General features: G+C 51.8%; 10 protein-coding genes, 15 tRNA genes and 1 rRNA gene. 20 read left to right on the plus strand and 6 right to left on the minus strand.

The annotated features are described in order from the left end of the window. The first annotated feature begins 170 nt into the window (after positions 1 to 170). From rrf to EH198_RS23215, 16 genes are all read left to right on the plus strand, one after another. Positions 171 to 287 (plus strand): 5S ribosomal RNA (gene rrf / locus EH198_RS23140). A 62-nt stretch (positions 288 to 349) separates the two neighbouring features. Beyond that, positions 350 to 426, plus strand: a tRNA-Ile gene (locus EH198_RS23145). Between the two features lie 3 nt (positions 427 to 429). Further along, a tRNA-Asn gene (locus EH198_RS23150) sits at positions 430 to 502 on the plus strand. Between the two features lie 72 nt (positions 503 to 574). After that, positions 575 to 663: transfer RNA gene (locus EH198_RS23155), tRNA-Ser, on the plus strand. Between the two features lie 44 nt (positions 664 to 707). Further along, positions 708 to 782, plus strand: a tRNA-Glu gene (locus EH198_RS23160). 14 nt (positions 783 to 796) lie between these two features. Next, a tRNA-Val gene (locus EH198_RS23165) sits at positions 797 to 872 on the plus strand. Positions 873 to 903: 31 nt separating this feature from the next. Then, positions 904 to 980 (plus strand) — tRNA-Met (locus EH198_RS23170). Positions 981 to 1,005: 25 nt separating this feature from the next. Continuing rightward, positions 1,006 to 1,082, plus strand: a tRNA-Asp gene (locus tag EH198_RS23175). A gap of 49 nt (positions 1,083 to 1,131) precedes the next feature. After that, positions 1,132 to 1,207: transfer RNA gene (locus EH198_RS23180), tRNA-His, on the plus strand. 27 nt (positions 1,208 to 1,234) lie between these two features. Beyond that, positions 1,235 to 1,309 (plus strand) — tRNA-Gln (locus tag EH198_RS23185). A gap of 7 nt (positions 1,310 to 1,316) precedes the next feature. Next, positions 1,317 to 1,392 (plus strand) — tRNA-Lys (locus tag EH198_RS23190). Between the two features lie 14 nt (positions 1,393 to 1,406). Beyond that, a tRNA-Leu gene (locus tag EH198_RS23195) sits at positions 1,407 to 1,494 on the plus strand. 7 nt (positions 1,495 to 1,501) lie between these two features. Further along, positions 1,502 to 1,576, plus strand: a tRNA-Gly gene (locus EH198_RS23200). A gap of 6 nt (positions 1,577 to 1,582) precedes the next feature. Beyond that, positions 1,583 to 1,659 (plus strand) — tRNA-Arg (locus EH198_RS23205). A gap of 11 nt (positions 1,660 to 1,670) precedes the next feature. Then, a tRNA-Pro gene (locus EH198_RS23210) sits at positions 1,671 to 1,744 on the plus strand. A 10-nt stretch (positions 1,745 to 1,754) separates the two neighbouring features. Next, positions 1,755 to 1,825 (plus strand) — tRNA-Gly (locus EH198_RS23215). Between the two features lie 71 nt (positions 1,826 to 1,896). Here EH198_RS23215 and EH198_RS23220 read toward each other — a convergent pair. Then, positions 1,897 to 2,097 carry a hypothetical protein gene (locus EH198_RS23220; RefSeq protein WP_124697871.1) on the minus strand — a complete coding sequence of 67 codons (201 nt, stop codon included), beginning with the start codon at positions 2,095 to 2,097 and terminating at the stop codon, positions 1,897 to 1,899. A gap of 132 nt (positions 2,098 to 2,229) precedes the next feature. On the opposite strand from EH198_RS23220, the gene EH198_RS23225 reads away from it, so the two are divergent. Continuing rightward, complete coding sequence (locus EH198_RS23225) at positions 2,230 to 3,129, plus strand: LysR family transcriptional regulator (RefSeq protein ID WP_124697872.1); 900 nt, start codon at positions 2,230 to 2,232, stop codon at positions 3,127 to 3,129. A 259-nt stretch (positions 3,130 to 3,388) separates the two neighbouring features. On the opposite strand, the gene EH198_RS23230 is transcribed toward EH198_RS23225, so the two are convergent. From EH198_RS23230 to glgP, 3 genes are all read right to left on the minus strand, one after another. Continuing rightward, a complete protein-coding gene (locus EH198_RS23230) occupies positions 3,389 to 5,176 on the minus strand; it encodes a stalk domain-containing protein (protein ID WP_124697873.1) in 1,788 nt (595 codons plus the stop codon). A gap of 206 nt (positions 5,177 to 5,382) precedes the next feature. Continuing rightward, positions 5,383 to 6,840 carry a catalase KatA gene (gene katA, locus EH198_RS23235; RefSeq protein ID WP_124697874.1) on the minus strand — a complete coding sequence of 486 codons (1,458 nt, stop codon included), beginning with the start codon at positions 6,838 to 6,840 and terminating at the stop codon, positions 5,383 to 5,385. A gap of 214 nt (positions 6,841 to 7,054) precedes the next feature. Further along, positions 7,055 to 8,671, minus strand: a complete 1,617-nt coding sequence (glgP, locus tag EH198_RS23240) for an alpha-glucan family phosphorylase (RefSeq protein ID WP_124697875.1) — start codon at positions 8,669 to 8,671, stop codon at positions 7,055 to 7,057. 270 nt (positions 8,672 to 8,941) lie between these two features. Between glgP and rbsK the strand changes: the two genes are divergently transcribed. Together rbsK and aroD are read left to right on the plus strand one after the other, a co-directional pair. Further along, positions 8,942 to 9,856 carry a ribokinase gene (gene rbsK / locus EH198_RS23245; RefSeq protein WP_124697876.1) on the plus strand — a complete coding sequence of 305 codons (915 nt, stop codon included), beginning with the start codon at positions 8,942 to 8,944 and terminating at the stop codon, positions 9,854 to 9,856. Between the two features lie 281 nt (positions 9,857 to 10,137). Then, the gene (gene aroD, locus EH198_RS23250; protein WP_124697877.1) at positions 10,138 to 10,902 is read left to right on the plus strand and encodes a type I 3-dehydroquinate dehydratase; all 765 of its coding nucleotides are present in this window, start codon (positions 10,138 to 10,140) and stop codon (positions 10,900 to 10,902) included. Positions 10,903 to 11,046: 144 nt separating this feature from the next. On the opposite strand, the gene EH198_RS23255 is transcribed toward aroD, so the two are convergent. Continuing rightward, positions 11,047 to 11,439 (minus strand): carboxymuconolactone decarboxylase family protein, encoded by a 393-nt coding sequence (locus tag EH198_RS23255; protein ID WP_124697878.1) that lies wholly within the window; start codon positions 11,437 to 11,439, stop codon positions 11,047 to 11,049. Positions 11,440 to 11,541: 102 nt separating this feature from the next. Between EH198_RS23255 and EH198_RS23260 the strand changes: the two genes are divergently transcribed. Next, positions 11,542 to 11,931 carry a MerR family transcriptional regulator gene (locus EH198_RS23260; RefSeq protein ID WP_246014509.1) on the plus strand — a complete coding sequence of 130 codons (390 nt, stop codon included), beginning with the start codon at positions 11,542 to 11,544 and terminating at the stop codon, positions 11,929 to 11,931. A gap of 102 nt (positions 11,932 to 12,033) precedes the next feature. On the opposite strand, the gene EH198_RS23265 is transcribed toward EH198_RS23260, so the two are convergent. Beyond that, the gene (locus tag EH198_RS23265; RefSeq protein ID WP_124697879.1) at positions 12,034 to 15,270 is read right to left on the minus strand and encodes an S-layer homology domain-containing protein; all 3,237 of its coding nucleotides are present in this window, start codon (positions 15,268 to 15,270) and stop codon (positions 12,034 to 12,036) included. Positions 15,271 to 15,315: the final 45 nt, after the last annotated feature.

Below are 15,315 nucleotides of genomic sequence, written 5' to 3' on the forward strand. Positions count from 1 at the left end.
CAATGCATGGAGCTGACCAATACTAATCGGTCGAGGGCTTATCCAAAAACACCCCAAAAAGTGAAGCGGAGGCTTCGAAGAGTATGCCGAATACTTTTCGGGGACCCCGGAACTAAGGGGAGAACGCAAGTTTCGTTTCGGTTCCAGTTTTCAGGCGATCAAGCCTGCCGTTTGGTGGCGATGGCGGAGGGGTTCCACGCGTACCCATCCCGAACACGACCGTTAAGCCCTCCAGCGCCGATGGTACTTGGACCGAAGGGTCCTGGGAGAGTAGGACGCCGCCAAGCGGACAGTCATATATTTTCGTTGGGGTATTTTTTTGCCCGCAGCGTTTACATATTATCCAAGAGGGCCCTTAGCTCAGCTGGTTAGAGCGCACCCCTGATAAGGGTGAGGTCGGTGGTTCGAGTCCACTAGGGCCCACCATGGTCCCTGATAGCTCAGTTGGTAGAGCACTCGACTGTTAATCGAGTTGTCACAGGTTCGAGTCCTGTTCGGGGAGTTACCTCTCCGGAAAGCAATAGATAGACAGCAATGTTTATTTACCTGCTTTCCGGGGTACCTTACATATCATGGAGAGGTGTCCGAGTTGGCCGAAGGAGCACGATTGGAAATCGTGTAGGCGTCAAAAGCGTCTCGAGGGTTCGAATCCCTCTCTCTCCGTTGGATTCTCGTCGGATGGGATAATGATGGTATATTTTTAGCATGGCCCGTTGGTCAAGGGGTTAAGACACCTCCCTTTCACGGAGGTAACAGGGGTTCGAATCCCCTACGGGTCACCAACTACTTTTTATATGGAGGCTTAGCTCAGCTGGGAGAGCATCTGCCTTACAAGCAGAGGGTCGGGGGTTCGATCCCCTCAGCCTCCACCATGATACTACTAAAAAATACTTGTATTACTGACGCGGGGTGGAGCAGCCCGGTAGCTCGTCGGGCTCATAACCCGAAGGCCGCAGGTTCAAATCCTGCCCCCGCAACCAATTCTTCTTAGAGAAGAAGCCTCGTGGAACCGTGGTGTAGAGGCCTAACATGCCTGCCTGTCACGCAGGAGATCGCGGGTTCGAATCCCGTCGGTTCCGCCATTAATTTACCTATTCTTGAACAACCATTACACCGAATCATTTTAATATGGCGGTCGTGGCGAAGGGGTTAACGCACCGGATTGTGGCTCCGGCATTCGTGGGTTCAAGTCCCATCGATCGCCCCATTAATTTAAAAGTTTACGTATCGTTGTTGGGGATTAGCCAAGCGGTAAGGCAACGGACTTTGACTCCGTCACGCATAGGTTCGAATCCTATATCCCCAGCCATTTGTACGAGCCATTAGCTCAGTTGGTAGAGCACCTGACTTTTAATCAGGGTGTCGAAGGTTCGAATCCTTCATGGCTCACCATGTTTCATTCTTTTGCGGTCGTGGCGGAATTGGCAGACGCGCACGGTTCAGGTCCGTGTGGGCTAACCCCCCGTGGAGGTTCGAGTCCTCTCGACCGCACCATATTTTTGCGGACGTGGCTCAGCGGTAGAGCATCGCCTTGCCAAGGCGAGGGTCGCGGGTTCGATTCCCGTCGTCCGCTCCATATTTTGCGCCCTTAGCTCAGCTGGATAGAGCGTTTGACTACGAATCAAAAGGCCGGGAGTTCGAATCTCTCAGGGCGCGCCATTTTATACTAACGGGATGTAGCTCAGCTTGGTAGAGCACCTGGTTTGGGACCAGGGGGTCGCATGTTCGAATCGTGTCATCCCGATTTTACACCTGCGGGTGTAGTTCAATGGTAGAACTTCAGCCTTCCAAGCTGATAGCGTGGGTTCGATTCCCATCACCCGCTTACTGCGTCATAAAGACTTCTGCGCTGCAGAGGTCTTTTTTTGTTATACATATCCGCATCGACAGTTGTTCTTATACGGCTTTAGATTTGCCGGGCGATTCTGTGTTCGTTTCCGGGCGGGGAGCCGTTGTTTCTTCAAGGGGAACTGCTTCTTCCACGCTTCTCAGCTTCTTCAGAATGTCATACACACTCGTAATTTCCGTGGTGTCAATAATGATCTCTTTGCTATACGATGCTCCGGGCACTTTAAAACGCCAACGTTTATTTTCCATGGGTTTTTGCTCCTCTTCAATGGATTTCTTTTGTAATTCCATCATAATGGGAGAGATGAATCATGTATAATGAAGGGAAATGATGGAGGACATCACTGTGGCTGATAGCTAAAAAGAGGGGAGCGTACCGGGATGGATATTGGTCTTCTGAAGGTTTTTATGGCGGTCGCCGAGGAAGGGAGCATTTCAAAAGCGGCTCAAACTCTTAACTATGTACAATCGAATGTAACGGCAAGAGTTCAGCAGCTGGAGCAGGAGCTGAAGACTCCACTCTTTTACCGGCACAGCCGGGGGATCACGCTGACTTCGGCGGGTCAGACCCTTATGACGTATACCGAGAAGATTTTAAACCTGCTGGAGGAAGCGGAGAAAGCAGTTCTGGATTCGCCAATTCCCAAGGGCTCCATTACGATTGGCTCCGATACGACGGCGGCCATACGCTTGCCCTCTATTTTATCCACCTATCGCGGCAAATTTCCTGAGGTCGAAGTCCATTTGGAAATCGGATTAACCGATCATCTCATCAATGCCGTACTGCAGTATTCCGTTAACGGAGCCTTTGTGGATGGGCCGGTCGAGCATCCGGACATTATTCAGGAGCTTATCATTAACGAGCGTTTGGGTCTGATCATACCGGAAACGATGGATTTTCGCGGGCTCCGAACCATTCAGGACAGGACACTTCTGATCTTAAACCCAGACTGCATGTATCGGCTGCAATTGGAAGAGTGGCTCCGGGACGAAGGCTTTCGTCTAGCCAAAGTCATGCAGTTCGGAACGATGGAAGGGCTGCTTGGCTGTGTAAAAGCGGGGATCGGCTATGCGGTGCTGCCTGTCTCTTATTATAATAGGCTGAATGTCAAGGACGGCATCCGGTGCTATCCTTTTCCGGAGAGGTATCGGGAAGTTCCGACGGTTTTTATTCGGCGGCGCGATCTGTATATGACGAGCGCCTTTCATAAATTTATCGAGGAGCTAAAGGAGCATCTGCCGGAGGGGCTGACGTGCGGAGTCGAGGCTTCGGAATCTTAGGAATAAATCCGAAATCAACCGGGTCGAAACCAACCGGATCGAAACCAACCGGTCTCATATAGCAAGAGGCTGTCCCAAAAGTGTTCGGAGTAGATTGAAGCAACCCAAAAATGACCTCAAAATCCACAGTCATGTGGAAGATGAGGTCATTTTTTGTAGCCCAAATTAGTTTAAAGTGGGGGGCCGTTTACGGACCTGCATATACGATGGTGTGAGAGGACGGGGACATGCCGCCCCCTCCCATACGATCGTTTACTGCTTATTTTACGACAATGGTGAAGCTGACAATGGCGGCCAGGTCGGCCAAAGGAACGCTCCGCGGCGGATTATACAGCGTTACGGTGTAGCTGCCTTTCCCCTTGTCCGGCTTGATTCGGTATGAGAAATGGCCATCCTTGGCTACCGGAAAGCTAACCGCCTTGCTTTCTCTGCCGTTAACCGGACGAAGAGTGAGCCTCAAGGAAGAGATTCCTTTGCCGCTGCCTTGTATGACGCCGCTTAAATCGACATAGGAGGAAGTCTCGGCGTAGCCCGCCGGCCAGTCGGTCCCGTCACTTGAGGTCAGCTTCGGATTAAGGGTCAAGGAGTCATAGTACGGAAGGCCGCTGTAGCGGAAAGGAATATCGGCCGCGGTTAACGCGGAATTGACCGGAATCGAGTTGATGATGCGTCCGGTTATAGAGTCACGGTATACGAATTCATTTTCCCCGGGTAGAAGAGGTATGCTGACCTGGTATATGCTATATTTTCGCCCGTTATAGCCTTGAGGAGGCTTGCTCTGTTGATAGCTGTATGAACCAAATGAGCCAATCCGGCTGCTTTCATAGGAAAAGTTGCCGGTTCCTAAAACGGACACGGAGAGAGTAGCGCTGGATCCCTTAAGGGGCCGGTTGTTCGTAAACCAAGTGCTGTATTGGATTTTGCCCGCCTTAGCCGCAGAATTATAGCTGAACGTAAGCCCCAGATACTCATGCAAAAAATTGAGCGGCAGCAGCGTAACGCCGTTTTGCCTGCGGACTTTGATCGTGGCGATTTTTTGGCTTCCTTTAAAAACTTGGCCGGTTTTTAAATTAAGCTTAAGCTGATTGTAGTATCCATTCTCCGAAAAATACACGGCATTCTCTGACGGGACGGTCTGCATATGGCCTTGAATAAATGCAATGGCATCTTTTAAAGGAAAATAAGGATTTCCACTCACAAGGATGGGGGCGCTGCTTAGGACAATGCGCTTATTTTCCCGGGGCAGAAAAGCGGATGTACGGCCAAGCTGCCAATTCAGTTCCATGCCGAGGGGGAGCAGCACCACATCCGCCTGATTCAGCAGATTAATGACCGGCCGGAAGCTGTAGAGTACCGACACAAAATCAGTCAGGGTGGTATGGCTTACCAACGTGTAGCCCGTCTTGCCGCCATAAGACCAATAAGCGGAGTAAACGGCGCTGCTGCCGGTGCCCGATACGTTAATGATGCCTTTTGAATCAGCGGACAAAGGCGTCGCGAACTTCGCGGCTTGGGAGAAGGCCTGAACAAGCTGACGCTTGCGGTTCTCCGTTCCTGCTGCGGCGGAATCGGCATACATCGCCCAACCGTTCTTTGCAAGCAGAAGGGTATCTCCATGCGGAAATGACGATTGGGCCGCTCCGGCCGAAGCTTCCATCAAGACGTCGCCCGGTTTCCTGGCAGGCGATGCCGTACCGGGCAGGCTGCTGGCGGCGGCAAGAACCTTGTCTGTTGTGAAAAGCTGGATGGCATAGCCCTCCTGTGTCAAGCGGCTTGAAATGCCGTAGTACAACTGGCCGGAATCCGGCAGGCGGGTGGGGAGATAGGCGGTCACGGGACTGGATTTGTACAGTTCATTTGCTAACGTTTCCCAGATGCTGCGGTACCCGAAGCCGGGGTCCAGCACGACTTGTTCGACGGTTGAGCTAGACGTTTCTTCTGCGGCTGCGCTTCTCCCTGCGCAAGGAATCAGGCTGGCGACAAGAAACACAAGAAGGAACGCGGCGGTCCATTTGAAAGCGGGTTTGCTCCCATAAACGCTGTTCACTGTTTGGTACCTCCTTAGGCGGTTATTTGTCTTTTAATAAGCAGAGGCTCAATAAATAGACGCGATTAATTTCCAAAAGTTTCAAATTTTCTTGGGGAGTCGGTATTTTTGGAAAAACGCATAAAGCCCCGAACCGTTTGGTTCGGGGCTTTCCTAAAGAGATATGAACGTCTGGAGGCAGCTTCTATTCGAGACCGTGGCGGGGCTTACACCTGATCCGCTACAGACAATCCGAGTCCTTCGGCGATCCGGGTGCCGAATTCCGGATCGGCTTTATAGAAATGGCCGATTTGGCGCAGCTTGATGTCGTCTCTCTCCACCGGCTTCATGGCGTCAACAATATTGCGCACAAGGCGGGCGCGCTCATCTTCACTCAGCAGGCGGTACAGATCGCCCGGCTGGGTATAGTGGTCGTTATGATCATAAGCGACACTGGCGGCTTGCCCGGAAACCTCGAACGGGGAAATTCTATGCTCCGGCGACTCCTTCGGTCCGCCGAGGCTGTTCGGCTCGTAGTACACGGAGGATCCGCCGTTGTCGCCGTAGGCCATCGCGCCGTCGCGCTGGTTATTGTGCACCGGGCACTGCGGACGATTGATCGGGAGCTGATTATGGTTCGGGCCTACGCGGTATCGGTGGGCGTCGGCATAGGCGAATAGACGGCCCTGGAGCATTTTGTCGGGAGAAGCCTCGATTCCCGGAACGAAGGAGCCTGGGGAGAAGGTGGCCTGCTCCACTTCGGCAAAATAATTGTCCGGATTGCGGTCGAGGACCATGCGGCCGACTTCGATCAGCGGATAATCTTGTTGCGACCAGACTTTGGTGACGTCAAACGGATCGAACCGGTACGTATCCGCATCTTCGATCGGCATAATCTGCACGTACAGCTTCCATGCTGGAAAATCGCCGTTTGCGATTGCGTTGAACAAGTCCTCCGTATGGTAATCCGGATGTTCGCCGGCGATTCTGGCCGCCACATCCACGTCCATGTTCTGAACGCCCTGCTCGGTTTTGAAATGGTATTTTACCCAAACGGCCTGGCCTTCCGCATTGACCCATTTAAAGGTATGACTGCCGAAGCCGTGCATGTGGCGCAGCGTCGCCGGAATACCGCGGTCGGACATCAGAATGCTGACTTGATGCAATGACTCGGGAGAAAGGGACCAGAAATCCCAGACGGCGGTCGGATTTTTCAGATGGGTCTGCGGGTGGCGTTTCTGCGTATGGATAAAGTCTGGGAACTTGATGGCGTCGCGTATGAAGAAGACGGGGGTATTATTGCCGACGAGATCATAATTGCCTTCCTCGGTATAGAACTTGACGGCAAAGCCGCGCGGATCGCGGACCGTATCGGCCGAGCCCAGCTCGCCGGCAACGGTGGAGAAACGGATGAACATGGGCGTGCGCTTGCCGACTTGCGACAAGAAGGCCGCTTTCGTATATTGGGAAATATCCCGGGTGACTTCAAAATAACCGTGAGCTCCGGCGCCTTTGGCATGAACGACGCGTTCCGGGATGCGCTCTCTGTTGAAGTGGGCCAGCTTTTCCAGCAGGTGGACGTCTTGGATCAAAGTCGGGCCTCGCGAGCCGGCGGTCAGCGAATTTTGGTTGTCTCCTACCGGAGCGCCCCAGCTGGTCGTTAGGTGTTTAGGGTTTGAACTCATGCAAAAATCACCTCATAGGATTTAGATTTAGTATAAGTATTATAATAGCTTTATTTTTTAAAAAATCAATCCTTATTTATAATAATTTTAATTAATGAACGAGATAGGGAAAGAAATGGATAAAGGCCGTGACAAGAAGACACAGCAAAAACCGCCCGCTGGCGCGGACGGTGGGGAAAGTAAAGGATAGGATGAATCGGGATTAACCCGATGGTCAGGAGGGGATGTACATTTTGCCGTAGTATTCCTCCAGCATGCGCTTGGTCGCGAATTCGGTGCGGGTCGTCTCAATGCTTCGACGCATCATCTGCGTCCATTTCTCCCGGTTCTCGTAATACGTCGGCAGGACGCGGTTCAGAAGCGTATCATACAGCGCCTCGCTGTCATGGCTGTCCAGCAGCTCAAAATCGGTCGTTTCAAAGCCGTCGCCGATCTGCCAGCCGTTCTCGCCGTCGATGCAGGCTTCCGGCCACCAGCCGTCGAGGATGGAGCAGTTGAGTACGCCGTTCATGGCGGCCTTCATGCCGGAGGTGCCGCTCGCTTCCAGCGGTCTGCGCGGATTGTTGAGCCACACGTCGGAGCCGCGCGTCAGCATTGCCCCGATCGTCATATCGTAGTTCTCCAGGAATACGACGCTTTTCGGATACTTTTTCATCATGGCGACCAGGTTGCTGACGATTTTTTTGCCGTTGTCGTCAAGCGGATGCGCCTTGCCGGAGAAGACGATCTGCACTTTGCCCGATTCGAGGTAGGACTCGATAATGTCGGGACGCGAGAAAATGAGATCGCTTCGTTTGTAAGGGGCGGCCCTCCGAGAGAAGCCGATCAGCAGATTATCTTCATTCAGCTGGATGCCTGAGCGCTCCTCGATGAACCCGATCAGTTCGCTCTTGATTTCCGCATGGGCACTCCATAGATCCCCATCCTCTTCGTAGGCGCAGGTGATGCGTTCATCGACCCAAGTGGGCGTATGAATGGCATTGGTGATTGCAATGATCGGAGAGCGGCCGGGGACTTCCTTCCACATTTTATTCGCAGTCTCTGCATGGAGCTTGGCTACCCCGTTGGAAATGCGGGAGAGGCGCAGACCGGCGACAGTCATGTTGAACGGCTCTCCGCCAATGCGCTCCATCTGGCTGCGGGTCAGCCCGTTGAAGGCGCCCATATACTCCAGACGGCTCAGCGGATGCGATTCGTTGCCTTCTTTGATCGGGGTATGGGTGGTAAACACAATCTCCCGCCGGGTCGCTTTCCAGGCTTCTTCAAAGGTGTCGCCGCCGGCCATTTTTTCACGGATTAATTCAATCGCCGCCAGCGTGGCATGGCCTTCGTTAAAATGATAGACATCCACCGGGATTTCCAGCGCCCGCAGGGCTTTTACCCCGCCGATTCCGAGCACGATTTCCTGGGCGATCCGTTCTTCCCCGAACCAGCCGTACAGCTGGCCTGTAATCCAGGCGTCGGCGTTCTCTGGAATGTCCGTATCCAGCAGGTAGAGCGGATTGTTGCCGAAATGCTCCGTCTTCCATACTTTGCATACTACGTCTAGGCCGCGGATTTTAATGGTCACTTTAACGCCGGTATCTTCGAGGAAATCGTAAACATAGTTGTGATAGGAATCATACGGATTGCCGTTCGCGTCGATTCTCTGGTCGGTATAGCCCTGCTTCCATTTCAGGCCGATGGGAATGATAGGAGCATTGATGTCCTTGGCGCCTTTGATGTAATCGCCGGCCAGAATGCCGAGCCCTCCGGCGTACATTTTAAAATCGGAATGCAGACCGTATTCCATGCTGAAATAAGCGACTGAAGGTAAGTTCTTCTCACTCAAGCGGATAAGCCTCCCTAATCTTCGGATTAGATTGAATTGCAACGAATTCTCTTGGCTTTATCGTAGATGCAAACGTTTGTGCCGAAAGATACGGATCGCCTTTTGAAAACGATTGCGAAACTATTCTAGCATAAATCGGCCGCATGCGTAACTACGTTTTTGTTAACGTTTTCCGGATTTGTCCACCCTGGAAAAGCTTTGTTTGATAAAAGGCGCAGCAGGCTCTAATATGTAGAGTAAAGACCTAATAGAATGGGCGGAGGATCGGGTATGATCGTAGTGGTTGGAAGCTTGAACATGGATATGACGGTTCGAACCGGACGCGCTCCGGGTCCCGGCGAAACCCTGCTTGGCAATAGCTTTGCGCTGTCTCCAGGGGGAAAAGGGGGCAATCAGGCCGTAGCGGCGGCCCGGCTCGGAGGGGAGGTCACGATGATCGGCTGCGTGGGGCAGGATGCCTTCGGCCGCGAGATGTTGGAGGTTCTGCGAGGGGAACACATAAATACCCGACACATCGCTGAGCTTGCTGAACAGTCGACGGGGGTCGCCTCCATCGTCGTAGAGGAAGACGGAGAGAACCGGATCATTGTTGTCCCTGGGGCGAACCTTGCTCTCTCAGTGGAGGATATCGCCGGCCTGGAGTCTGTGATCGGCGAAGCCGAAGTGCTGGTGCTGCAGTTGGAAATGGATCTGAACATGGTGGAACACGCCGCAGGCATCGCGCGCAAGCACGGGGTTCCGGTCATTCTGAACCCGGCGCCGGCCCGGGAGCTTGGCGACGGGCTGCTGTCGCTCGTTACCTATCTCACGCCCAACGAGACGGAAGCGGAGATACTGTCAGGGATCACTGTGGACAGTATCGACAGCGCCCGGGAAGCCGCGGGGATTCTGCTGCAAAAAGGCGTTCAGCATGTGATTATGACGCTCGGCTCGAAAGGGGCGCTGGTTGTGAACAAGAACGGTTCGGTCCATATTCCTGGATTTCCCGTTCAGCCGGTGGACACCGTTGCGGCGGGGGATTCTTTCAACGGCGCGCTTGCTCTTCAATTGGCAAAGGGCAGAATGCTTGAAGAAGCCGTCGTCTTCGCAAACGCCGTCGGCGCGCTCGCCGTAGGCAAAGTTGGCGCAATTGCGTCTTTGCCGTACATAGAAGAAGTCGAACGTTTCCTTGAGGAGACGGTGTAGAGCGGCAAGGAGCAATAGCCGGCAATAGCCGTAGCCGGATGCGGACCGAAGCAGCCAAGGACGGCTCTACTAGAAAGGACTTCGGGCATGTTCAAACCGGCTTGTATGTATTAAAGAACTGTTTTCCGTAACTGATGGCGAAATTTCGAAATTGCGCAGATGCTCCGTTTCAGCGTCCTGCTGGCTATAATCGTAAATATGCGTTACCTTAAGGAGTAAATGTGCCGAACGCCCGAAGAACGTTCAGGCCGGATTACCGAAAGACTAAGGAGTTGAAAGGAATGAGCGGCACAGTCACCGTAAAACAAGTCGTCATCGGCGAAGGCGAGCCGAAAATTTGCGTTCCCATGGTTGGCATAACAGCCGCCCAATTGAAGGAAGAGGCGGAAGCGCTGAAGTCGCTGGATCTTGATGTAGTAGAATGGCGGGTGGATTTCTTCGAGCAGGTGGAGGATATCGAAGCGGTAAAAACGGCGCTCGCCGGCATCCGTTCCGTTATTCCCGATCTTCCGCTGTTGTTCACGTTCCGCAGCGCCAAAGAAGGCGGGGAGAAGGAAATCGGCACGGAGTATTACGTAGCGCTTAATCAAGCGATTGCCGAGACAGGGCTAGTCGATATGATTGATGTTGAACTGTTTACGGGCGATGAGACGGTTAAGACACTTATCGATGGAGCGCACAAGCAAGGAGTCTTTGTCATTATTTCCAACCATGATTTCCATAAGACGCCGGACAAAGAGGAAATCATCTCCCGCTTACGGAAAGCACAGGAGCTTGGCGGTGATATCCCCAAGATTGCGGTGATGCCGAACAGTCCGGCTGACGTGCTGACCTTGCTGGAAGCAACCCATTTAATGAAAGAAAAGTATGCCGACCGCCCGGTTATAACGATGTCCATGTCCGGAATCGGCGTCGTCAGCCGTCTAAGCGGAGAAGTGTTCGGGTCCGCCCTGACGTTCGGCGCGGCGAAGAAGGCGTCTGCGCCGGGGCAGGTTGCGGTAAGCGAGCTTCGAAACGTACTGTCCCTGCTGCACCGCAGCCTTTAAAAAAAGAACGAACCCGTTGACCAGCTTGCGGTGGACAACGGGTTCGTTTGGCGAGAAACGTAAAATCTGACTTCTTACGCTTCCGAAAGGCAGCGCTAAAGGAAATGCCATAGGCCGGACGGGAGCGGCCTCTTTTTCCAACGCTTAACTTTCCGCCGCGAGAATTCCCCGTTCTTGAAATACGGACTTTGCGGTCAGCATCGCGTTAAGCACACGAGGAAATCCGGTGTAAGGGATGCAGTGCAAGATTCCTTCGACAATTTCTCCGGGAGTAAGGCCGACGTTCAGCGCAGCGTTAAGATGCACGGTGAGCTGGGGCTCGCAGCCGCCCTGCGTGAGCAGGGAGGAAATTGTAATCAACTGCCGCTCCTTCAGGCTCAGTCCTTCACGGGAATAAATGTCGCCGAAGGCGAACTCGACAACATAGCGGGCGAGATCGGGGGCTATATTTTTCAGCGATTCGACCACTCTTGCGCCGCCTTCCCCGTCCACTTCCATCAGCTTCTCCCATCCCCGTTCAAAACGTTCATTTGTCATCATTGATCCCTCCGATTATTTTGAGTAGGTTGCTTAGGAATTCAGATTACACTTTAGAGCGCGCTCTAAGGCAACCCCCGGAATCTGTGATATGATTGAAACATGGCAAAGACATTGAATATCAAGGAAATGTCCGCACTTACGGGACTCAGCCCATACACACTGAGATACTATGAAAAAATAGGGCTGCTGACCGGGATTGCCCGAAACGATCAAGGTTACCGGGACTATACCGAGCAGGATGCGGAGTGGGTCCGGTTCCTGAAGGTGCTGCGGGAAATGGATATACCAATCCATGAAATGAAGCGGTACTCCGATTTGCGCAGCCAGGGGCCGTCGACCGTGAAGGAGAGACGCGCCATGCTGGAAGCGCACCGGGACCGGGTGGCCCGCCAGATGGAGCGGCTTGAGGAGAACATGGGGAAAGTAAGGGACAAGATCAAGCTGTACAAGCAAATGGAGAAGGAAAGCGAGGCGGGGAGAACGGAATAAGCGGCCTGTGCAGGAAAGGCTATGGCGGCTGCGTGGTTGAAAGTTGCACGAAAAAAAGGCACAGGGATGCTTCCCTGTGCCTTTTTGGCAGTACGCCGTTATTTAAATGCCATCCAGTTGAATACCGGATACCCCGACAGGCGCGGGTACTTCAATCGCATCCTTCTCGACGATTTCTAGTATGTTCTTTCCTGCCAAAGCAGATATAACAAACAACTGATCAGTATCGTTAAACACGTATTTTGCGGTACCGTCCAAATGATAGAAGCCGGTTTGCGTAAAGTTGCTGTAATCATACACTTGTACTGCACTCTTCTCCGCCGTATAAAACTTGTTGTTTGGCAGATCAAAGGCGATATCAGCAAACGCTTGTCCAAGTCCGTATACATATTTCATATCGTCGTACTTATTGTTTGTTGCCATAAATACGCTGCCGAACCCATTAAAGATATAGGCTCCGTCAGGAGAAATCGTAAAGTTCTTTGCCATCGAGTAATCGCCATGGTACGGAGAATCATACCCGCCGGGATAGGACGGATCAACGTATTGTCCGTTCGTTAAATTATAGGCACTAAGGTCTCTCGGCGACGTGTCCGTTGTAATCGTATAGAGCTTATTCAATACAGGATGCATCTGGATATAGCTCGCTTGCCTAATACCACTGGCGGCTATCTCCGCAAAGGTGCTTAAATCATACGATCTGATCTCGGTCCATTGTCCTGAACCCGAAGCCACGTAGAGATGGCCGGAACGATCGACAGCGATATCGTACGGGTCAATTGCAATATCGTGCGTACCCGCAAGCGTAAAGGTGGCAGCGTCCACTACCGCAATAGCCCCTTGCTGCTTTTCGATAAATGTGTAGGAAGAATGCTCCGCTTTCAACAAGGATACATAGATTTTACCATCTGCATACGTAAGACTCTCCGGCGCAAGGGCAAAGGAAATGGAGTCTTTCTCGCCCGTAACGTAATTAATCCGGTACAGCTTCTTATTCGATTTATCCGTAATATAGAGGATCGGCTCCGACGGGTGTCTTACCGTATCCGTTATCTGAAAATCCAAGCTTATATGCGCATTATAATAGGTTGTGGCAAAAGCAACGCTGCTTGGTCCCGATTCCATGCCGATTCCGGCTTTAGCCGCAGTTACTACATAGTATCTTGTTGTATGCGGTAGATTCGTGCCATCAACATAAGTCGTGCCCGTTACGGTAACAGGTTGACCGTTTTGATCCTTTAAGGAAACAAAATCGCCTGTAGGTGTTGCGCTGTAATAAATGTGGTACTGATCCGCATTCGCAACCGGATTCCATTGCAAAGCGATCGCCTTATTCGATACCGTCGATGCCGTTAGATGGGTTGGCGTCTCTAATTGATCGTTAATCGCATCAAGCTCCCAGCCGCTCCCGTTCCATGTTGCAAAAACCTGAAATTGATCTCCATAAACCATTGCCAAGGTGTCCCCCGCAGCGAGCGGAACCGCTTGTGCCGGCATCTGGTTGCCAAGATCATGGACGGTGTAGCTGTCATTGATTTGATAAGAGATCATCTCGCTGCCGCTATAATAAACTTTAGCATACACGCTGTCGTTAACCGTAATGCTGGATAACATAACTCCCGAATAATGCTGAGACGAGTTCGGATTGGTGACGTCATACGCCGCCGGAGGAAGCGCTCCGCCTGAAATGCTGTAGATTCCAACGTCTTGTACCGTTTCGTCATATTCGGTCTGGTACGTGTCCTGAGTAACCGAATTGGTAACCATCCATTTTACGGCCGAATAATCATCGGTTGCCGGGTACAGGGTGTACAGCTTGTCCTGTACGATAAAAGCGGCTCTAATATCAAGTACCTTACCCGGCTCGGGGGCAGGCTGCTCTACAGGCGGCTGCTCGGGAGAAACCGGATTTTCAGGGTTAACGGCCGGAGGTACAGGTGCCGGAGATGCGGGCGTAGGAGATACGGGTCCCTGAGGATTGATCGCTCCTGGTGAAGGAACCGTTGGAACCGGACTGCTGCTTCCTACTTCCTTCCCGCCAATTAGCACGACCTTCACCGTCTCCGAGAGAATATACTCCTTTACGAGTTGCTCGAAGCTAACACCTTCCGCATTAATCTGAGCTTTAAGGATCGTTCCTTCTCCTGTGATCTTCGCGGCTGCCTGCAGAATGATCACCTTCAATACGGCATTGTCCAGCAGCTTGATTGCAGATCCTTCTGAACCTGTGTAGGTTTCAAGCAATGCTATGGTGGATTGATCGGAAATTTCGATCGTTACCGTCGCTTTTACTGCGACTTTTACAAAAGTCCCCTCAAATTGCACGAGATCATTTACTGACGTACTTTCAACGGAAACCGATTTAAAGGCTTCGTTTCCTTGTTCTTCTTCCAGCTTCGCTCCCGATTTGACGACAGTATTGCTTATGCTTGTATCACCCTTCGTAAAAAGTCGGACTCTGCCGAGATCCTTTTGAACCATCACCTGGTTCATCGTCGAGTCTTGAATTACGATACTGTTTTCCCCGCCGCCATTCACAATGGTTCTTCCTTCAACGGTTACGTGATCAAGCAGCACCTCGCCCTCGCCGATCCCCGCTGCCAGGATGAGGTCGCCTTTAATCACAGCATTCTTTAGGGTGACGCCGCCGCTGTTGATCGTCAAGTTCCCACCAACCGTATTTTTCAGTTCATAAGTTCCAGGCTGGTGTATCAATTGACCTACAGCTTGATCAAGCATCGCTACAGCTTCAGCTCTTGTGATGGGTTTCTGAGGACGGAAGCTTTTATCAGGATATCCTTTCAGATAACCCTTGGAAGCAACTGCTTTTATGTATGGTTTGCTCCAGGCAGACATTTGCTGATCATCCTGAAAGGCTTCAGTATCTCTCGCTACTGTCCCCTCTTCCAACTGCATAAGCTGGTAAATGATTTTGGCAGACTGTTCTCTCGTTATCGGTTGATCAGGCCTGAAGGTGCCATCTCCGAACCCCGAAATGTAGCCGGTAAATTTCGCTTTGGATACATCGTTATAGAACCATTTTCCCTGCGGGACATCTTTAAAAGTCTGGTCAGCCTTATGGAAAAAACCAAACGCTTTGTTCGCTAGCGATATGAATTCTGCTCGGGTAATGACTTTATCGGGTTGAAAGGTTCGATCGGCGTAGCCCGAGATCAATCCATTACTTATCCATTCTTTTATTTCTTCCTCGGCCCAATGACGATTGATGTCATTTAATGATGTTTGGCTTTCTGCATACGAGAGCCCTGAGAAAGATAAGACTTGCACTACAAAAATAATAACGATGAATGCGGCTCTACCTAATAATCTTCCCAACATACAATCTCCCTTTCATTACTTTAATAATGGCAACAAAAAAAAGCC

It is taken from the genome of Paenibacillus rhizophilus, assembly GCF_003854965.1.
Lineage (GTDB): Bacteria > Bacillota > Bacilli > Paenibacillales > Paenibacillaceae > Paenibacillus_AQ > Paenibacillus_AQ rhizophilus.